The sequence below is a fragment of the Furfurilactobacillus milii genome (assembly GCF_021654115.1).
Classification (GTDB): domain Bacteria; phylum Bacillota; class Bacilli; order Lactobacillales; family Lactobacillaceae; genus Furfurilactobacillus; species Furfurilactobacillus milii.
In genome coordinates this window covers 94,732-114,706 of sequence record NZ_JAIWJF010000006.1, presented here as the reverse complement: position 1 = coordinate 114,706, position 19,975 = coordinate 94,732, and the positions used below count along the sequence as shown (strand labels likewise).

General features: G+C 44.3%; 16 protein-coding genes. 8 read left to right on the top strand and 8 right to left on the bottom strand.

What is annotated here, in order from left to right; genetic code table 11:
* Positions 1-68 precede the first annotated feature (68 nt).
* From LDK34_RS08690 to LDK34_RS08675, 4 genes are all read right to left on the bottom strand, one after another.
* Positions 69-803, bottom strand: coding sequence for a DnaD domain-containing protein (locus LDK34_RS08690; RefSeq protein WP_161001338.1), 735 nt, complete (start codon positions 801-803; stop codon positions 69-71).
* A gap of 166 nt (positions 804-969) precedes the next feature.
* Positions 970-2,265: an asparagine--tRNA ligase gene (asnS, locus tag LDK34_RS08685; RefSeq protein ID WP_161003233.1), complete on the bottom strand. Its 1,296-nt coding sequence runs from the start codon at positions 2,263-2,265 to the stop codon at positions 970-972.
* 24 nt (positions 2,266-2,289) lie between these two features.
* Entirely contained in the window at positions 2,290-2,790 is a 501-nt protein-coding gene (locus LDK34_RS08680) for a cell wall elongation regulator TseB-like domain-containing protein (protein WP_178942561.1), read from the bottom strand.
* An 88-nt stretch (positions 2,791-2,878) separates the two neighbouring features.
* Positions 2,879-5,686 (bottom strand): helicase C-terminal domain-containing protein, encoded by a 2,808-nt coding sequence (locus LDK34_RS08675; protein ID WP_178942562.1) that lies wholly within the window; start codon positions 5,684-5,686, stop codon positions 2,879-2,881.
* Between the two features lie 199 nt (positions 5,687-5,885).
* Between LDK34_RS08675 and mvk the strand changes: the two genes are divergently transcribed.
* The 4 genes from mvk to fni all read left to right on the top strand — a co-directional run bounded on the left by mvk (position 5,886) and on the right by fni (position 10,202).
* The gene (mvk, locus tag LDK34_RS08670) at positions 5,886-6,824 is read left to right on the top strand and encodes a mevalonate kinase (RefSeq protein WP_178942563.1); all 939 of its coding nucleotides are present in this window, start codon (positions 5,886-5,888) and stop codon (positions 6,822-6,824) included.
* A 49-nt stretch (positions 6,825-6,873) separates the two neighbouring features.
* Positions 6,874-7,854 carry a diphosphomevalonate decarboxylase gene (mvaD, locus tag LDK34_RS08665; protein ID WP_236941723.1) on the top strand — a complete coding sequence of 327 codons (981 nt, stop codon included), beginning with the start codon at positions 6,874-6,876 and terminating at the stop codon, positions 7,852-7,854.
* A 77-nt stretch (positions 7,855-7,931) separates the two neighbouring features.
* Positions 7,932-9,011: a phosphomevalonate kinase gene (locus LDK34_RS08660; protein ID WP_161001344.1), complete on the top strand. Its 1,080-nt coding sequence runs from the start codon at positions 7,932-7,934 to the stop codon at positions 9,009-9,011.
* Between the two features lie 141 nt (positions 9,012-9,152).
* A complete protein-coding gene (gene fni, locus LDK34_RS08655) occupies positions 9,153-10,202 on the top strand; it encodes a type 2 isopentenyl-diphosphate Delta-isomerase (RefSeq protein WP_178942565.1) in 1,050 nt (349 codons plus the stop codon).
* A gap of 90 nt (positions 10,203-10,292) precedes the next feature.
* Here the strand turns inward: fni and LDK34_RS08650 are convergent, their stop codons facing one another.
* A complete protein-coding gene (locus LDK34_RS08650; RefSeq protein WP_178942566.1) occupies positions 10,293-11,657 on the bottom strand; it encodes an RsmF rRNA methyltransferase first C-terminal domain-containing protein in 1,365 nt (454 codons plus the stop codon).
* 190 nt (positions 11,658-11,847) lie between these two features.
* Between LDK34_RS08650 and LDK34_RS08645 the strand changes: the two genes are divergently transcribed.
* Both LDK34_RS08645 and LDK34_RS08640 read left to right on the top strand, forming a co-directional pair.
* Positions 11,848-12,678 (top strand): Cof-type HAD-IIB family hydrolase, encoded by an 831-nt coding sequence (locus LDK34_RS08645; RefSeq protein WP_236941722.1) that lies wholly within the window; start codon positions 11,848-11,850, stop codon positions 12,676-12,678.
* A gap of 66 nt (positions 12,679-12,744) precedes the next feature.
* A complete protein-coding gene (locus LDK34_RS08640) occupies positions 12,745-12,966 on the top strand; it encodes a hypothetical protein (RefSeq protein ID WP_017261815.1) in 222 nt (73 codons plus the stop codon).
* A 163-nt stretch (positions 12,967-13,129) separates the two neighbouring features.
* On the opposite strand, the gene LDK34_RS08635 is transcribed toward LDK34_RS08640, so the two are convergent.
* The 3 genes from LDK34_RS08635 to LDK34_RS08625 all read right to left on the bottom strand — a co-directional run bounded on the left by LDK34_RS08635 (position 13,130) and on the right by LDK34_RS08625 (position 16,692).
* Positions 13,130-14,032 (bottom strand): DMT family transporter, encoded by a 903-nt coding sequence (locus tag LDK34_RS08635; RefSeq protein ID WP_178942568.1) that lies wholly within the window; start codon positions 14,030-14,032, stop codon positions 13,130-13,132.
* Between the two features lie 183 nt (positions 14,033-14,215).
* The gene (gene glpK, locus LDK34_RS08630) at positions 14,216-15,715 is read right to left on the bottom strand and encodes a glycerol kinase GlpK (protein ID WP_178942569.1); all 1,500 of its coding nucleotides are present in this window, start codon (positions 15,713-15,715) and stop codon (positions 14,216-14,218) included.
* Between the two features lie 86 nt (positions 15,716-15,801).
* Entirely contained in the window at positions 15,802-16,692 is an 891-nt protein-coding gene (locus tag LDK34_RS08625) for a YitT family protein (RefSeq protein ID WP_178942570.1), read from the bottom strand.
* A gap of 261 nt (positions 16,693-16,953) precedes the next feature.
* Between LDK34_RS08625 and LDK34_RS08620 the strand changes: the two genes are divergently transcribed.
* On the top strand, positions 16,954-18,384 hold the full coding sequence (locus tag LDK34_RS08620; RefSeq protein WP_178942571.1) for a C69 family dipeptidase: 1,431 nt from the start codon (positions 16,954-16,956) through the stop codon (positions 18,382-18,384).
* Positions 18,385-18,449: 65 nt separating this feature from the next.
* Entirely contained in the window at positions 18,450-19,946 is a 1,497-nt protein-coding gene (gene yjeM / locus LDK34_RS08615; RefSeq protein WP_178942572.1) for a glutamate/gamma-aminobutyrate family transporter YjeM, read from the top strand.
* Positions 19,947-19,975: the final 29 nt, after the last annotated feature.

The following is a 19,975-nucleotide window of genomic DNA, read 5'->3' as shown; positions in this document are numbered from 1 at the left end:
GCATTTAACACAATTTTAAAAGGGCACCTTTCTTAGTAAGAAACTAAGAGAGGTGCCCTTTTGATTTGCTATGATTGTGCCGGTGGCTCAGAAACCTTAAATAAAGGAATGCTTGGCCCCTTTGGTGTCGACTGTGTTGGCGGCGTGGCCTGTTTTGTGCGTCTTTGTGACAATTCTTTTTCCACTTGTCCCGCAGAAGTTAGGTTTTTCTGGCGCCAACTGAGGAGAATTCGATCAATATAACGCAAGCTATAAGCTTGGTTTAACACTGCTTCACGTAAGGCAATTAGAATTAATTCGGGTTTGAAATGATCCTCGTCAAACCAACGTGCGATTGTTTGAAGCTCTGTTGGACTGAGTGGCCGACCAAACTCAACCTCAATTTTGTTAAACACATCTTCCCTTGCCGACTTTGAATCCGGCGCAGATACAGCAGCAGTGGTTGTATGCACACCGCTGAGTGTGTCTGGCAAAGCAGCCAGCTTTTGGTATAGCGGTGAAAAGTCGTAACGATCACGCAATTTTCCGGTCTCATCAGCTTTAGATTCAATCAACAACAAATCTTTTTTGAGCAAATTATCCAGCTGCGTATAAACGTCCGCAGTAGTGGTACCCATCACGTTTGCAACGGCCTCTGCATCAGGAAAATCAATACCACGATCCAAAGAACGTTTATATTGTAAAAACACAATCAGTTCCTCGTTAGTCATATTTAATTCTCGATAATGAGTCAGAATTAAATTATTGATTGTCGTTTCACCAGCCTGCAATAAAGCTGACGCAAAGTTTTCCAATTCGTGCACCTTCTTTTCTTCCTGTACTATACCAGTAATTGCACCTGAACACTATCCAGATGGTTAGTGATTAAACACCCCCATATTTTGAAAACAATTGACATCGCTCACCACACGTAAAAATGGTTTTCATGAGAGTGTCTCACAAAAACCACTTTAGTAAATGCATTTAAAATTACGGGTAAATCCGATTGATCATCCGTGGGAATGGAATCGTCTCACGCAAGTGATCTTGAAGTGTAATCCATGTTAAGAACCGTTCGAGACCCAAACCGAAACCGGAGTGCGGAACACTACCATATTTGCGTAAATCAAGGTACCAATCGTAGTCTTTAGGATCTTGACCAGATTCCACGATTCGGTCACGCAAGTAATCAAAGTCAGTATCACGTTCAGAACCACCGATAATCTCGCCGTAGCCTTCTGGTGCGAGCAAGTCGGCACAGATAACCACATCATCACGAGTTGGGTGTCGCTTCATGTAAAACGCTTTGATTGCCTTTGGATAATTCAGGACAAACACGGGTTGATCAAAGTGATTAGCGAGGAATGTTTCTTCTGGTGATCCAAAATCAACACCCCAATCAACATCAAAGTCGTTTTCTTGAAGTAACTTAATCGCGTCATCGTAAGAAATCCGTGGATATGGTAACCGCGTGTACTTCTTCAACGTTTCCACATCACGACCAATAACGGCTAATTCACTTTGACAGTTATCAATGACTGACTGAACTAAAAAGGCAATGTATTGTTCTTGAATGGCCAAACTGTCTTCCTGGTGCATCCACGCCATTTCTGGTTCGATCATCCAAAATTCTGTTAAATGGCGACGAGTCTTCGATTTTTCTGCTCGGAAACTAGGACCAAATGAGAATACTCGACCAAATGCCATCGCTGCCGCTTCTTCATACAGTTGACCAGTTTGAGACAGAAAGGCATCCTGACCAAAATAGTCCGTCTTAAATAATTCAGTCGTGCCTTCTGGTGCAGAACCAGTCAACAGTGGTGCGTCAATCTTAATAAAGTCACGGTCATTAAAGAATTCAAACGTTGCGCGAATGACTTCATTACGGATCTTAAGTAACGCATGTGGCTTAGAAGAGCGCAACCACAAGTGACGATGATCCAACAGAAAATCGATGCCATGCTCTTTTGGTGTAATCGGATAGTCTTCACTCTCACCAACGACTTCGAAATCTTCAATTTCCATTTCGTAGCCAAACTTGGAGCGACTGTCTTCATGAATTGTCCCAGTCACATACAAACTCGTTTCTTGACGCAGTTCTTTAGCTTCGTCGAATTTCTCTTCGCTAACGTCATTTTTTCTTAAGACACCTTGAAAAAATGCTGTCCCGTCGCGAAGCTGTAAAAACGCGATCTTCCCGCTAGAGCGTTTATTGCTAAGCCATACACCAATACGAACTTTTTCGTCGACATGTTCCGGTGCGTGAATGATGCTGATTGTTTCCACTGAAATTTCCCCTTTTGTTTAAAATTATAAATTCTGAATGGATTGAACCATGGTGCCATTCTTAAAACGAATTAAGTCGTAGCAAAGGTTGCCCTTCTGATTTAAGTAGGTAACCTCCCAAACAGGTTCTGACTTGCGAATACCTAAACCAATATTCAGCACCTTTTTAGGATTGCTTTTCTGCCAAACTTGACGGAGGATTGCTGTTTTTGAAGTACCATCGGACTGCTTCAAAATCTTCGTTTGTCCGTTTTGCTTAGCCACTACAACGTAAACCGCCTGATTTTTCGCATTGCGACCGCTAACCGAGTAATAGGTATGTTGTCGATTGTAAGTCAAAAAATCCCCAGTATCACTGATACCCTTTTGACGTGCAATACTAACAGTTTGGCCCGCAGCAGTTTTAGCTGGTCTCAAGGCTTCGTGAAAAATGATGCCAATGCTACCAGCAATAAAAGCCACGATTAGCACAGTCCATAGAATGATTTGTGACCACTGGCGCTGCTGATGCTGTTTTCGCTGCATGCTAACCTCCATTCGTTCCGTTAACACGAAAATGTCAATAACCTGATTAATTATAGCAAACATCGCCAATCAAACAACGGTCTACTAGTCATTTAAAGAAATTTTGTGTTTGTTTGATAATTTCTGCCGTTCCTTGGGGAATCACTGGCAGTGCATCTGGTAGTGCCTTTTGCATAGTGCCACCGTAACGTTTCGTTATCAGCCGTGGATCTAGCACAACAATGACACCACGATCATTATCCGTGCGAATCAATCGACCAATTCCTTGCCGTAAACGTAAGGTTGCCTTCGGTAGGGCTGAGGAATAAAACGGATTGTGCCCCTTGGCTTCCAACTGAGCATTGGTTGCGGCAACCAGTAGGTCCGTTGGTGCGTCAAACGGCAGCCGTGTAATGACAACTAATTCCAACGCATCCTTAGGCAGATCAATACCTTCCCAGTAACTGGCAGCCCCCAATAAAACGGCACTATTTTCGGTCGTAAATCGCTTCAGATTTTTCTCGCGGCTACCGGTAACCCCTTGTGCATATACAGTATGGTTCTCCGGTAACAGACCGTGTGTCAGGGCCTCATAAACGGCGCTAACCGCTGCTAATGAATTAAACAGGACTAACGTTTGGCGGCTGGTCGTTTGGACAAGCTTAGCAATCGTTGAGGCCCAATATTGAATTTGCTCATCCGGATGATTAAGATTAATCGCTGGTGCATCTGTCGCAACAAACAGCCGCGCTTGTGATGCATAATCGAAACGTTCCGCAAGCCGTTTGGTAGCCGTTTCTTGCCGATCTAAATCTAGCTGATCAATTAAGTAATTAGCTCGGGAGGATGTGAATAACGTGGCCCCCGTGAATGTTGGTTGTTTAAAATGCGCATAAACGTTTTGGCGGAGCCAGCCAGTTGCAAGTAACAGGCCGCCACTGAGTTCCAAGCTTGACGAATCCCCATATTGATTTTGACGTAACCAGTAAACGTTAGCGGTTTCTTGATCATTTAGCTGAGCCTTGAACGCATCAAGTTGTGATAACAACTCTGTAATCCGTCCCACGGTGCCACTAAATTCATGCATCAGCGCTGCATCCGAGTTCAGCCACTTTTTTGACTGGACCGTAAATCGTTGTTGTAACTTGGTCAGTGCCGTTGTTAAGGTTATTTGGCCGGTCATCAGTGTATTAAAAGCACCCTTGTCATCGTTCATTAGTTGCTTGAGTTGACGATTGTCAATCAATTGTTCGACGATGCGTTGACCCCGAGCGCTAACTTGAGCACTTAGTAAAAATTGCCGGTACATGGAGTGACCAAATTGATCTAGATCGGCATCCAATTTAATCAACGTATTAGACAGGGACCGCAATTGCGTTGCGGCAACAGCATCCTCACTAAACATTTCGGTCAGATGATGGTCATGTTGATTAAAAATGTTTGCTTGCGCGTGGTGTAACAGTGACACCAAATCGTGAAAACGAACGGTATTACGGTGTTGATTGACAGCGATATCCGGCAGATGCTGGGCCTCATCAACTAACAAATATGGCTTATTAAGTAACGTGTCCAGTTGATCGGCATGCTGTGTTAAATACGCGTGATTGACAATAATCAAGTTGGCCTGACGAATACGATGGTCTAACCGTCGCAAATAATCGTCCTCATAAAAAGGATCGCTTGGCTTAATGGTTTTTAAACCGCGGTGACAAACTTCTTCAAAAAGCTGTGCTCGATATGACGTTAAGTGCAGCTCATCTAAGTCGCCAGTTTCAGTTTGTAACAACCACACTAAAATACGTGCTTTAAGAAATTGACTCTGTTGAGAATGTTCCGGGACCGTCAACGTATCTGCAAACCGATTAAGATCCAAATAGTGTTGATTTCCCTTGACGGCCACCACATTGAGATCAAACGGTAACATTTCTTGTAATTGCGGCAATGTTTCCTGCATAAACTGCCCTTGCAATAGCGTTGTTTGGGTTGAAATGACCGTCGATTGGCCCGTTTGGGATAGATAAGCAAATGGCACCGCATACCCCAACGTTTTACCAATACCTGTCGGCGCCTCAATGATCAAATTTTTAGTGTTTTCATGACTGTAGTTATTGAAAATTTGATTCATCATTTTGGCTTGCGGATCTCGCCAACTAATTTTGGATCCCCATAATTTCTGCTTAGCCGCTTTTGACTTTGGGTAGGCTTGTGGCTGTCCCAAATCAACCGACTTGATTGGTGTGGCTTCGTGAAGCACCAACCGATCACGGACATATTCCCCAGCTGGTAGTTTACTGGGATGATGACGTGCTTCCTCTAATGCAACGTTAAAGACTGCTGTCGTATCCTGTGGTAATGATAGGTTTAAGTTAGTCAATTGCCGCAATGTATTAATCGGTAGCTGACGAAGTTTATCCAATAATTTAATTAACAAAACAGCTGTTGCATCTGCATCTGAGTCCGCTGTGTGCGGCTGGTCATGCTCAATGTGAAAATGAGCGCTCAAATCCCGCAAACGGAAACTTGGCAGCGTCGGAAATAAAATTTGGGTCAGCGTCACCGTGTCAATCGCCTCGATTTGAAGCGCCGGATATCCCACCCTGGCAAATTCGGCATTTAAAAAAGGAAAATCAAAGTTCACGTTGTGCGCAACAAAGACCGTACCTTGAAGCATGGCATAAAAGGACGCTGCAATATCATCAAAAAAGGGAGCGTTCGCAACATCGCGATTCGTAATGCTAGTTAAATGTGTAATGGCGCTTGGAATTGATTTTCCCGGATTAATTTTCGTACTATATTGATTGACGACCTTACCGTGTTTAACAAACGCGCAGCCAATCTGGATGACGCGGTCGCCATCCTTTACGCTGGTGCCAGTCGTTTCAATATCAACGACGGCGTAAGTTGTGTCTTTATTCATTGAGTCTGAATACCTTTCTACTAAATAATGACAACACCGGTCCTACATCTTATTCTTACCGTTCCCAATGTTGAAATTATGATCCTTGTTTCATTCTACTCTGTTTGTTGCAGTAGGCAAAGACCCGCTAAGCATGATAAAGCATTTGTGTCTGTGGTATGATGATGGTCGTAAAATATGCCGAAGGAGTGACGTCATCATGCGTGTTGCAACAGGTAGCGCTCATGCAAAGATTATTTTAATTGGTGAACATAGCGTTGTTCATAGCCAACCGGCGATAGCTGTCCCCTTGCTCAACGTTGCCGTAACCGCTACATTAAGTGAGACAACGCGCGGTCAACGTTTAATAAGTAGCTACTTCACCGGGGCACTGGTTGACTTACCGGGTGAATTTGAGGGATTACGCGTCTTGCTGCAACGCTTGTTGCGTCGGTTTAACGCTTTATCTTTAAACTTTGATTTAAAAATTGATAGTGCCATTCCGGAAGAACGTGGTATGGGCTCTTCAGCGGCGGTGGCGACCGCCGTTACGCGCGCCATTTATGCTTTTTTTGAAACCGCGCTGGATCCACAACTATTATTAGACACGGTTAACATTGAGGAAGTTATCACGCACGGCTCACCATCTGGCATTGATGCAGCAACGGTTAGTTCTACACAACCAGTGTGGTTAGTCAAAGGTAATCCGCTCAAACATTTTCCGATTCACATGAACGCATTTTTAGTTGTTGGTGACACAGGTGTGACGGGTCAAACCAGCATGGCGGTTAATTCGGTCAGCGAACTGCTGAAAGATGATGAACAGCCTGGTGTCGGCCAACATTTGATCAATCATCTCGGCACCCTAACCGCTGCGGCGGCTAAGTATCTTCAACACGATCAAGTTCGTCTGTTAGGACAAACATTGACAGCTGCTCAGCAAGACTTAACCGATCTTGGCGTTAATCACCCTGTTCTACAGCGTCTAATTAATGCCGCAAATGATGCAGGCGCATTGGGTGCCAAACTAACGGGTGGTGGCCTAGGGGGATGCATGTTTGCACTGACTCAAACCGCCGAACAAGCCGCTAAAGTGGCCAATGCCTTGAAACAGCATGGGGCCGTGGCAACTTGGATCGAACCATTGACACAACGATAGCCTGACTACGAAGATCAAAATAAAGCACGAAAGATAGGACATTAGCAATATGACAATTTCGCAGACGCCTGTAATTGCAAAGGCGCACACAAACATTGCGTTAGTTAAATACTGGGGTAAAGCAGATGAACATCTTATTTTACCCACCAATGATTCAATTTCCATGACGCTTGACCATTTTTATACCACAACCAGCGTTCAGTTTGACGCGCAGCTGGCAGCTGATGACATCATCTTAGACGGAATCAAGTTGCCGACAGATGGTCAACAACGAATTCGTCAATTCATGGATCTAGTGCGTCAACGTGCTCACACCGACCTATTTGCTCATATTGAAACAAGTAATCACGTGCCAACCACAGCTGGGCTGGCTTCATCTGCCTCGGGTTTTGCGGCTTTAGCTGGTGCTGCTGCTAAAGCTGCCGGCCTCAATCTGACCCGACGCGAACTATCTCAGCTTGCAAGACGAGGCTCCGGCTCTGCTACCCGTTCAATCTTTGGTGGTTTCGTTCAATGGCACGCTGGTCATGACGATGAAAGCTCGTTTGCTGAGCCGTTGGATGAAAAAGTTGACTGGCCAATTCGAATGATTGCCATTGTTGTCTCACAAGATGAGAAAAAAATTGGCAGCCGTCACGGCATGAAGCAGTCACAAACATCACCGTTCTTTAATGACTGGGTTAAGCAAGCTAATGCTGATATCGACCCACTGAGGACTGCATTACTTAAAAAAGATATAAACCGTGTTGGTTCAATCTCGGAACACAATGCAATGTGCATGCACGCAACGACTCTTAGTGCCACACCGCCTTTCACATACTTTAATGGCGATACCATTAAGGCAATGCAATTAATTAACGACTTGCGCTCACTAGGTCTGAACTGCTATTATACGATGGACGCGGGTCCAAACGTAAAAGTTATCTGCCTAGCAGATGAAGTTGACGCCATTTTGGACCATCTACGGCCAGCGTTTGGTAACGACCAATTGGTTGTTGCAAAACCAGGCCCAGGCTTGACCTATTTATAAAATTTTGAAATAAGCAATGTTTGCGCTATTCAACACGAATAACGCACACATTTTTTGTCTTGAAAGGACATGATTAATTGATTAGCGTGAAAGCGCCCGGCAAACTATATATTGCCGGCGAATATGCGGTTGTTGAAGCGGGGTTCCCTGCCATTATTGTGGCATTAAACCAGTTTGTAACTGTCACAATTGAGGAAAGTAAAAACTTCGGCACAATCGAGTCTGAACAATACAAAGAAACCTCAGTAAACTGGCGGCGAGCTGGCGATGAACTTGTGTTTGACAATCGGGACAATCCCTTTCATTACCTGCTCTCCGCTATTCGTCTGACCGAAAGCTACGCACGAGCATGTGGACGTGAATTGAAATTCTATCACCTGTCTGTAAACTCACAGTTGGATAGCAAGGATGGCAAAAAATTTGGTTTGGGCTCTTCAGCCGCTGTTACAGTAGGCACGGTCAAAGCACTTTGCAAATTTTATCAACTACCGATCACTAAGGACACATTATTTAAATTAGCAGCTATTGCTCATTTGGATGTTCAGGGTAACGGTTCTCTGGGTGATATCGCGGCATCTGTCTATGGTGGTTGGATTGCTTACCATTCATTCGATCATCAGTGGCTAACCGCCAAACGTGACGATCTACCGCTAATTGATTTGTTAGCCCTTGACTGGCCTGGCCTATCCGTTGAACTTTTGACGCCGCCAGCAGACTTAAGGTTGCTAATTGGCTGGACAGGTTCTCCCGCATCAACATCTCACTTAGTTGATAAGGTCACCTGGGCCAAAAGTATGGATCAACTAGAATACCGAACATTCCTGCAATCAAGCCGTGATTGTTTAAACCGGATGATTCAAGGATTTCGAGATGGTGCGATCGATATCATCCAACGTGAACTTCGATTAAATCGCAAACTGCTGCAACATTTGAGTGCATTCAGTCATGTCCCAATTGAAACAGTCGCTCTAAATAGTTTATGTGCGATTGCTGAAGATCATGGCGGTGCGGCTAAAACTTCTGGTGCCGGTGGTGGTGACTGCGGTATCGTTTTGATTGATCGCCACGAGGCCGTTGATACACTACTGCAGGATTGGGAAACTCAAGGCATCACTACCTTGCCATTAAGTGTTCACAATGTCATGGATTTAGTTTAACCACTCTAAAATAAAAGTGAGCGCTATATTCAAACTAAAAACCGTAGAACCCGATTATCGGTTCTACGGTTTTATTTCTCAAATCTTTATGACTAATTAAAATAACAGAATTCGCTGTGGATAAAATTTAGGAGGCCAGCCATGAGCAAGTTAACTGAATCCGCTCACGCACATCGTAAGGATGAGCATCTCGCTATTGCTTTAAAACAATACCAAGAAAAAAGCGACGCCGGTTTTGACGATATTCAAATCATTCATCAAAGCTTGCCAGAAATCGCAGTTGATAACGTTGACTTGTCAACTCACTTTGCTGGATTGACCTTGTCGACACCGTTTTACATCGAGGCAATGACTGGCGGCTCTGAGAGAACCGGTCACATCAATGCCAAACTCGCTGAAATTGCGGCAGCAACCGGCTTGGCAATGGCCGTTGGCTCGCAAAGTATTGCTTTAAAGGAACCTGCAGCAGCGTCAACCTTCACCATTGTTCGAAAGGTAAATCCGCACGGCCAAATTTTCGCAAACATTGGTGCTGGTCACTCACTTGACGATGCACAGCGATTAGTCGACATGGTTGCTGCCGATGCATTGGAATTACACATCAACAGTGCGCAAGAACTAATTATGCCTGAAGGTGATCGGGATTTGCGTTGGCGCGACCACATTACGGAAATTGTTAATGGCTTGTCCGTCCCCGTTATTGTTAAAGAAGTTGGTTTCGGCATGAGCCAAGAAACCATTAACACTTTAAAACAGATGGGCGTTCAATACATTAATGTCAGTGGCCGCGGTGGTACTAACTTTGCTCGAATTGAAAATGAACGTCGCCATCATCAAGAATTGAGCTATTTATCTAACTGGGGACAAACGACCGTTCAATCCCTTCTGGAAGCGCATGCAGTATCCAACATGCAAATTGCTGCCTCAGGCGGCGTGAGAACCCCATTGGATGTTTTAAAGGCGTTAATCCTAGGGGCAAACGCTGTTGGTGTAGCTGGCCACTTTTTGCGGGTTCTCATGACCCATGATGAAGAGACACTGCATACGTACATTAAGGATTGGCAAAGTGATTTACGCTTGCTATACGCGTTAACGGGATCACACACAACGGCCGATTTACGAACTGTAAAAACAGTTCTATCCCCCGCCCTAATGAATTATTGTCAGCAGCGAAACTTAAAAGGAAAATAGCAAAGACGAATCGTATAAAAAATGTTCAGTCTCAAACGGACTGAACATTTTTTATTAGCTGTTGAATTGATTTAACACTAAGTCTGTTAATTAATCGGCTTTCACTAAAAAACGTAGTCCTTTAGGGTAACCGTTCTTAAGTGTCTGACCGACCACCTTGCCGAAACCAATACCGTTGCCGTTGATGGTCGCCAGTGTCCAACCATTTTCAGTCGGTTTTTTTAATGTCACGGTATCACCGTGGACAAACTGTGCCCATTGAGCTGAGCTCAAAGCCACTGTTGGCCGATACTGATCCGGATGCGTGGCAAGTGCTAACGCGAACGCTGGCTCAAACCGGTTCTTTTTTAACGTGCCCAGATGAAGGCCAGGCCGCAATACCTTCAATTTACCGAGGTCTGGCGTTAAAGCAGGAACAGCGTACAATTGAGCCCCAAATACGGTCAACGATTGCCCCGCTGTAATTGGTTGAGTAAAGTGTTGTTGCTCAAATGCCTGCCATAGTTTAACCTCATTTGCGTCAGGTCTTGGCAATCTTGCTGGTTTATGGGTGACGTTTGTATCGCTTGAACGACGCATCAATTTGGCAATAAAGTGGCCTTCGCCATCCATATGATGTGGAAACAGCCGACCAGCCTTACTAAGTTCAGGATCATTATTGGCCCATTGTGGCCGGGCCGCTTCCAAACCGGGCAATTTCGGCAATGAAACCAGTTCAAAATCCGGGAATGACTTCAATACCCACGCCATCATTTGCTCATTTTCCTCCGGTGCGAACGTGCAGGTCGAATAGATGAGTTGCCCTCCTGGTCGTACCATCTTGACAGCTTCAGTCAAAATTTCTCGCTGACGCGTGGCACATTCAAGCGGATAGTCAGGCGTCCAGTACTGAACTGCGTCTGGATCTTTACGAAACATGCCTTCCCCAGAACACGGTGCATCCACCACGACCTTATCAAAAAAGTTGGCTAACTGTTTTGAAAGATGAGCAGGCGTTTCGTTCAAAACAACTGCATTGGCAACACCAAAACGTTCCATGTTTTCTGCTAACACGGCTGCACGTTTGGCAAAAATTTCATTTGTCATTAATAATCCTTGCTGCTGCAATCCGGCAGCAATTTGAGTTGATTTGCCACCTGGTGCTGCACACAGGTCAAGGATCCGTTCTCCCGGTTGGGCATCCACCACTGCCCCAACATAAGTTGCAGAAGGTTCTTGGTTATACACCACTCCTGTCGTATGTGCAGGCGTATGACCACTAACATGGCCATAATAGCCTGTGGGAATCCCTGTAGGATTGTTTAGTGAAACGTTTTCCGGAACTGCATTGGCCTTTAGCGGATTGACACGAAATCCTTGCTGGATTGGCTGATCGAAGCTGGCTAAAAAGTCTTTTGCCTCGCTTTCACCCATTAATGTTGAATATTTCTCGGCAAAACCCGCCGGTAACTCCATTTTGTTCCCTCCATAACCGTTTTAAAACACTCGCATCAGTTTACACCGAAATCTTTGGTACGTCACGTCATCGCCATGAATCACAGGGCCACAGATGAGTTTCTTAGCAAACTTGCAGAACCCAAATGAATAAGGTAAATTAGAACGAAGATATTTTTGGACGAAAAAATCGTCTAAGGGAGATGAATTCGTGAACCGCAAGCTTATTGCCATCGATTTGGATGGTACAACCTTAAATAACCAATCTGCTATTTCACCGTTTACAAAGCAGGTTTTACAAACAGCTGTTGCTAGTGGTCACATTGTTAGTATCGTCACTGGCCGGCCTTATCGTATTTCACGTCAATACTATGATGAACTCGGCTTGCATAGTGCAATGATCAATTTTAATGGCTCACTTGGTCATTTGCCGCACCATCAATGGCGGCATGAGTACCAATACACCATTGATCGGGACATTGCATTAGATCTTCTGGCACATCAATCATCGCTTGGAATTGAGACAATTGCTGCCGAAAACAAAACAAACGTATGGGCCAATCATGCGAGTGATGGCACAATTGACTTTTTCCCAACCATTCTGCAACCACAACAAATTCTCAATGCACAAAACCTGACGACTGATCCAACTGCGCTAACCCTTTATTTCAATGAACAACACCGTGATCAACTGATTCACGATATTACTGCCAGGTATGGCAATCACATTGACATGAATGTTTGGGGTGGTCGTTGGCCCGTATTAGAAGTCGCCCATAAAGGAGTTGAGAAAGCCACAGGTCTCGAGTTTTTAGCCCAGACCTATCGCATTGACCGAAATGACATTATTGCCTTTGGCGATGAAGGCAATGATCACGCAATGATTAGTTATGCCGGTTGGGGTGTTGCCATGGCTAACGGCATCGACGATCTTAAAGCTATAGCTAAGGATGTGACATCTTTAGACAACGATCATGACGGTTTGGCTCACTACCTACTCGATTATCTCAATCTACCAGTTGCCCTCGCGAAAGCTGAATAATTGCTTTTTGCAGCGCCTGCGAGCATGATGATGGTAACCATTTTTACCTCAAAGGAGGTCTTGCTGATGACTGAAGAACATGTTCTTTTCAATCCTGGTGATGCGATTGCCAATGCACATGATTATAACGCAGTTTATCAGAGCGCCCAGATATACAAGCATAAACACCCGCACGCCCTGTTTATTGTCTCAGAGACAGATGGTAAACCATACGTCCTGTTTGATAAAGTTGATCAAACGGATGATCCTAAAGATGGCAAACGTTACCGCGTTATTAAAAAAATGTAAGGTCCATTCAATACTAGCAATTAAATCACAATATAAAAAAGATGTTTCCACAAAAGGAAGCATCTTTTTTTGATTTTTTAAATAAGAAAATCAGTAGTTGCATTATACATTTAAAACGAATGTGTAATGCACTATCCTGCCAGAATAAGACATACAGTAGCCATCACGTTGCACTACTGCCCATTCTTTGTAACAGGTATACAGCTACAACTACCAAGATGGAACCAATCACTTCCATCACACTGATCTGCAAATGAAAGAAAATGATGCTCAGGATAAAAGTAACAACTGGCTGCAGCGCATCAACAATGCTAATTACTGCTGAGGGCGCGAAGTTTAAACTGTACAGCAATGAGGAGAATGCGAAGATGGTGCCAACAAGAATAACAGCACTAATAGATAACACCAGCTTACCAGTAATGACTGGCGTATGACTCCAAAATGGATGCCATAAATTAAATAGTACACCACTAATAAACATCCCCCAGCCAAGCACTACAAACGGTGAATGTTTGGCAACAATCTCCCTTGGTAACACCACATAGCACGCCGCTGTTACCCCTGCCAATACTCCCCAAATAATTGAGTTCATCGGCACGGCCAGAGAATGGATATTACCCTTTGTGATTGCTAAGAAAACACCGACTAATGCAATGCCAAACGCAATTAAGTCAGTCTTTAACGGTCGTTCATGTTTGAAAACTAAGGCCCCTAGCACAATAAACAGAGGACTTAAGTACTGTAAGATAGTGGCCGAGGCGGCATTACCAGTTTTAATACTCATGTAGAAGGTGAATAAGTTTGCCATTAGCCCAATCAGCGCGTATGCAAACAACCAACCAATTAAACGCCAAGATTTAAAGAGGTCAAAAATATGACGGCCTTCGCGAAACCAACTAATTAAGAGCAAAATAACGCCGGCACCCAGCGTCCGTACCGATAAAAACCAGGTTGCTGGGATATTTTGCGTTTGGGAAATAAACTGCAAGATCGTGCCCGAAATCCCCCACATTGTGGAAGCAAAGGCCGCCCACAGAATACCCTTTGTGTAATTTTGAGTTTTCATGAATCAATCCTCTAACCTAATGTATATTTTTAACCGCAGCCTTTAACTTGATTGAACTAAATAAAAGCCATGCTACCATTGTGCCCGTTTTTGGTAGTTTCAATCAAGAATGAAGGCTTCATGCAGTAATCTTTTTCATGCCTGTTCTAATAATTTACCATTGCTGTTTCATTGCAGTTACGCCTATTGTTCAAACGCTTGGGCAGCCCTAATAGCTACCTGCCAACCATGATAGAGTCTGTTACGCTTATCTTCTGCCATTTGCGATTCAAACTGATCACCGGTCATATACAAACGACGTAGCTCATCTTGATCTTCCCAAAAACCAATCGCTAGTCCAGCTAGGAAAGCTGCTCCAAGCGCTGTCGTTTCATTAATCTTGGCACGTCTGATGGTTGTATTTAGAATGTCAGCTTGAAATTGCATCAAATAGTCATTCTTGGATGCACCACCATCAACATGCAATGTGTCAATTTTCAAACCGGTGTCACCAGCCATTGTATCGACCACGTCGCGAGTTTGGTACGCAATTGCCTGCAATGTTGCCCGCACAAATTGTTCACGGGTTGTTCCACGTGTGAGTCCAAACACAGCGCCACGCAGTTCTTGATCCCAGTACGGCGCACCTAACCCTGTAAACGCCGGTACCACGTAAATATGATCATCTGGATCGGCCGCCATGGCCATTGCTTCAGAATCCCCAGCGTCTTGAACCAGCTTCATTCCGTCTCGCAACCACTGAACTGCTGAACCAGCAACGAATATTGATCCCTCAAGGGCGTAAGTTACTTCACCATTTAAACCATAGGCAATTGTCGTCAGTAACCCCTTAGTCGATAGCGTGGGTTGTTGACCAATGTTCATAACAATAAAGGCACCAGTGCCATAAGTATTTTTGACGTTGCCTTTGTCAAAAGCTGTTTGACCAAAGAGTGCCGCTTGCTGATCGCCTGCAATACCACAAATCGGCACCGACACACCTGACATGGTGTAGTTTGCGGTATAGCCGTAAATTTCTGAGGAGCTTCGCACTTCAGGTAATAACTCAGCTGGAATATCAAAAGCCTTTAATAAATCGGCATCCCACTTCAAATCATGAATGTTGAACAGCATTGTTCGACTGGCGTTTGTATAGTCTGTCGCATGAACCTTACCACCAGTCAGCTTCCATAACAGCCACGTGTCAATGGTGCCAAACAGTAGGTCACCAGCTTCTGCGCGTTCACGACAACCTGGCACATTATCCAATAACCACTTGATTTTAGAAGCAGAAAAATAAGCATCTACCACAAGCCCGGTCTTTTGACGAATTGTCTCAGTTAACCCGGCTTTTTGCCATTGTTCTGTAATGCTGGTCGTCTGTTTCGACTGCCAAACGATGGCGTGATAAACGGGCTTTCCCGTTTTGCGGTCCCAAATAATGGTTGTTTCACGCTGGTTGGTAATCCCAATGCCACGGATTTTGTATGGAGCAAGGTGTGCTTGAATCAAGGCATCTGCCATCACTGATTGAACACTACTCCAGATTTCCTCGGGATCGTGTTCCACCCATCCCGGTTGCGGAAAGTATTGTGGAAACTCCTTCTGAGCTTTTCCTACAATCTGTCCTTGATGATTGAAAATCATGGCCCGACTACTAGTCGTTCCCTGGTCAATCGCCATCATGTACTGCTCATCGTTCATGTCGCAACTCCATTCATTGACAAGATTCGAATTTTTGAACACGTTCCACCAAACAAAGATAAGTTTAGCAAACTTTTAGGCATCTGTTACCCCTGTTTTGACGATTGCCTCAATTCTGCCTGCTTATCTTCATCAAAAAAGTTACCTGCGATATCAACCGTTGCAACCAGGTTCATAAAACTGTCTGGATCTGTTTCCTTAACGGTCGTTTGCAAATCGTACAATTCATAACGCGAAATGACGATCATTAATGTCGAATTGTCACGATTCGAAAAGGCGCCACGCGAGGGTAAAACAGTGACACCGCGGAAAAGGTGTTCTCGCAACGCTGCGATTAATTCATCCGGCCGGTTCGTCACGATAAGAGCAGTCATCTTCTGATGACGTGTGTGAATTGTATCGACCATTCGTGAGGTTGCGTAGATAGTAATAATCGTAAATAGCGCATTTTCCCAACCGATAAAGAAACCGGCAACAGCAATGATTCCCGAATTGAGCATCATCGTCAGTGTCCCTATTGAGCGGCCAGTAGTTTTTTGTAAAACCATGGCAATGATATCCATGCCGCCGGTTGAAAATCCAAACCGAAATGGGAAACCAATGCCAATACCAGTTAAAATGCCACCAAACAATGCGTTTAGCAATGCATTATGGGACACACTCACCTCGGGAATTACAATCGCCAGCACAGATGTCACAATGGCGTTAGCAAAGCTCCAAGCTGTAAAACGTGGCCCAATTTTGCGCCATCCCATGATGCCGATTGGGAGGTTAAAAGCCAGGATAAACCAACCAGTTGAAATATCTGCACCAGTAAACTTAAGTCCCCAGTGTAGTAACTGTGCAATCCCATTGAGTCCACCAGCAAAAATATTACTGGGAATCAAAAAAACATTCAACGCAACGGCACAGCAGACAGCCGAAAATAATAAAATTACAACTTTGATAAACGGGTTTTCATCATTCCATCTTGTCATTTTGGGGATCCTTTCTTTTTGCTCTCAATGACCATAATTAAACCACAACCATGGCGTTCATGACCACAAGTTGACACCAATTTGGCGGCTATCCTCACAAAAATGTCATTCTTACAAACGTTTGATGAGAAAATGCGATGAAACCGCTTAAAATCGGCCACCTTTTCGCCCCTGTTTTCTCTTTTCTGCTACAATTTATTCATTGTGTTTTTGTAATTTTATTCATAATGTTTCAGATTGATTGAAAGAGAGGCATCCTTGATGCAAATAGATGACACCAGAAGACCATCGGCATGTACAAGTATTTTAATTGGTCGTTCCGCCTCAACGGACGGTTCCGTGATGATCGGCCGTAATGAGGACAGCAAAGCTTCTTGGCCAAAGCACTTTGTCGTTCACCCCGCTCAAACCTTTAGCGAGACGCAACAGTTTAAGTCAAAGGATAATAGTTTTACGATGCCACTGCCGAAGACGGCAATGCGGTATACCGCGACTCCTGAATGGACGACAAAGTATGGTCTTTTTGAGGAAGATGGTATTAATGAAGCAAATGTGGCCATGTCGGCGACGGAAAGTGCTTATTCTAATGCTCTCGTTCTAGCGGCTGACCCCTTAGTTGCTGACGGCATTCAGGAAGAGGCAATGGTTACTGTGGTGCTTCCTTACGTTACCTCGGCTAGAGAAGGCGTTCAACGACTGGGCAAGTTAGTCGAAACTTATGGAACAGCAGAGACAAACGGTATTTTGTTCGCGGATTTACACGAAGCTTGGTATTTAGAGACCGGTGCCGGCCATCAATGGGTAGCACAGCGTATTCCAGATGATGGCTATGCAGTCGTTGCCAATCAGTTGGCCATTCAGCAAATCGATTTTACCGATCATGATAACTTTATGTTTGCTGATGGGATTGAGGACTTTGTCCAGCAGCATCATCTCAATCCTGATGCTAACGGCTTTAATTTCCGCCATATTTTTGGCACAACGGGTGTGAGTGACGAAATGTACAACACCCCCCGCGTTTGGATCGGTCAAAAAATGTTTAATCCAGAAGTTGATCAGTCACCAACCGATGAAGAATTGCCTTTTATTCGTTACGCTAGCAAACGTCTTTCGGTTAATGACGCACAAGCTTTTCTCAGTAATCATTATGAAGGCACCGAATATGATCCAGTTGGCCGTGAAGCAACGCACAAACACGCCTTTCGTCCAATTAGCTTAGCCAAAACACAAGAATCTCATGTTCTTCAACTTCGACCGAATGTGCCTTCAGCCATGGCCGGCGTTCAGTGGTTGGCAATGGGTGTTGCGGCTCAAAGTAATTATGTTCCCTTTTACACGGCCATTAACAGCACGCCATTAGCTTACCAACGTGGACAAGGCAAGTATGCCGCCAACAGTGCTTACTGGACGTTTAAACTGGCTAGCGTGCTGCTTGACGCTCATTATCGCCACTTTGAAACGCCTTATCGTCAAGCTCAGCTTAAACTACAAGCAGATCTCGGCGCACACCTCCGCGAAAGCGATGCTAAGGCCCGCAAATTAAGCGGTGACGCATTGATTCAGTATCTGACTGATAGCAACGCCGAATGTGCCAAACAAGCTTTAGACACGTATACAAGCCTAATCAGCGACCTTATCACCAACAGCACTGATTTTTCGCCTCTAAACTTTAACACAGACGAAAATCTATAAAATATTAAATTCACACCAGTACGGGCGGTTTTTCACTGGCAATGATATTGAGGAAGTAAATACAAATGGAAAAGAAAAAGACCCTGTCACTTGGGGCATTAGTCTTAATGATTTTCACCACTATTTTTGGGTTTGGGAACACTCCGGCAGCCTTTGAACAAATGGGCTATGGCGCAATCTTCTGGTATTTACTGGGCGCGCTGTTATTCTTTTTGCCCAGTGGTTTAATGTTCGCCGAATACGGTTCCTCGTTGAAGGAATCGAAGGGTGGCATTTATTCATGGCTGGACGCGTCCATTAGTGAAAAATGGTCCTTCATTGCAACCTTCATCTGGCTATCTGCATGGATCATCTGGCAAGTCATGATTTCGCAAAAAGTTTGGATCACCCTTTCGACCATCATTAGCGGTCATGACACCACGAACAATTGGCATTTTCTAGGCTTGAACTCAACGTTAACAGTTGGCCTACTCGCCTGTCTGTGGATCATTGCCATTACTTGGGCAGCTTCACGTGGAATGTCCTTCATCGCTAAGGTTTCATCGGTTGGTGGTATTGCCATTATGGCGCTTAACGTGATTTTAGTACTCGCTAGTCTCATCATTTTAATCGCTAATCATTTTGCACTGGCCCAGCCAGTTAACCATTTATCCGACTTTGCCACTTCACCAAATCCACAATTCCAATCGCCCATTGCGATGATTAGCTTTGTCATTTATGCCATCTTTGCTTACGGCGGTTTGGAATCCATTGGTGGGGTTACTGACTCACTGGACAAACCAGAAAAAACATTTCCCCGGGGCATCTTGATTGGCACGATTGTCATTGGGATTAGCTACTCACTTACCATCTTTTTATGGGGGATTTCAACCAACTGGAGTATGGTGATTGCTCACGGGAACGTTAATTTGGGTAACATTACTTATGTCTTAATGGAGAATTTAGGGGATATTCTCGGCCTCTCAATCGGTCTATCAGCTTCTAGCGCTCATATTTTGGGCGAGGTATTTTCACGTTTTGCCGGAATCAGTATGTTCTTAGCTTATTTAGGCTCTTTCTTCGTCCTGATATACTCACCTCTAAAATCCTTTATTTTAGGTTCACCCAAGGAACTATGGCCTAAGAAAATGACACGTTTAAACAAGCATGATATGCCAGAATTTGCGATGTGGATGCAAGCTACCGCGGTTGTCATCTTTATCGCAGGGATTTCATTAGTGTCTGTGCTCACCCACAAAGATGCTAAGTTCTTCTATAATGTACTGACATCAATGAGTAATGTGTCAACAACCTTGCCTTACCTTTTCTTGGTAGGTGCCTTTCCCTATTTCAAGAGAGAAGACCGTCCACGTCCGTTTGTCGCCTACCATTCACATCGCTGGATGATGTTCGTTGTTACTGTTGTGATGATGACGTTAAGCATCGGAATTGGGTTCTCCATTCTGCAACCATTTTTGGAAAAGGACTGGGTAACTGCCATTGCGACTGTTGCTGGTCCACTGATTTTTGGCTGTATTGCCTGGGCTTTTTATGCAAACCGGGAACATCACACCACCAACTAAACATTTTTTAGTCAATAAATAAAAATCAC

Excerpts from the sequence above, each read along its gene's own strand:
- mvk (WP_178942563.1), top strand. The coding sequence starts at position 5,886 with ATGCGTGTTGCAACAGGTAGCGCTCATGCAAAGATTATTTTAATTGGT.
- LDK34_RS08640 (WP_017261815.1), top strand. The coding sequence starts at position 12,745 with ATGACTGAAGAACATGTTCTTTTCAATCCTGGTGATGCGATTGCCAAT.
- LDK34_RS08620 (WP_178942571.1), top strand. The coding sequence starts at position 16,954 with ATGCAAATAGATGACACCAGAAGACCATCGGCATGTACAAGTATTTTA.
- glpK (WP_178942569.1), bottom strand. The coding sequence starts at position 15,715 with ATGAACGATGAGCAGTACATGATGGCGATTGACCAGGGAACGACTAGT.
- LDK34_RS08635 (WP_178942568.1), bottom strand. The coding sequence starts at position 14,032 with ATGAAAACTCAAAATTACACAAAGGGTATTCTGTGGGCGGCCTTTGCT.
- yjeM (WP_178942572.1), top strand. The coding sequence starts at position 18,450 with ATGGAAAAGAAAAAGACCCTGTCACTTGGGGCATTAGTCTTAATGATT.
- LDK34_RS08680 (WP_178942561.1), bottom strand. The coding sequence starts at position 2,790 with ATGCAGCGAAAACAGCATCAGCAGCGCCAGTGGTCACAAATCATTCTA.
- fni (WP_178942565.1), top strand. The coding sequence starts at position 9,153 with ATGAGCAAGTTAACTGAATCCGCTCACGCACATCGTAAGGATGAGCAT.
- LDK34_RS08675 (WP_178942562.1), bottom strand. The coding sequence starts at position 5,686 with ATGAATAAAGACACAACTTACGCCGTCGTTGATATTGAAACGACTGGC.
- LDK34_RS08650 (WP_178942566.1), bottom strand. The coding sequence starts at position 11,657 with ATGGAGTTACCGGCGGGTTTTGCCGAGAAATATTCAACATTAATGGGT.
- LDK34_RS08625 (WP_178942570.1), bottom strand. The coding sequence starts at position 16,692 with ATGACAAGATGGAATGATGAAAACCCGTTTATCAAAGTTGTAATTTTA.
- mvaD (WP_236941723.1), top strand. The coding sequence starts at position 6,874 with ATGACAATTTCGCAGACGCCTGTAATTGCAAAGGCGCACACAAACATT.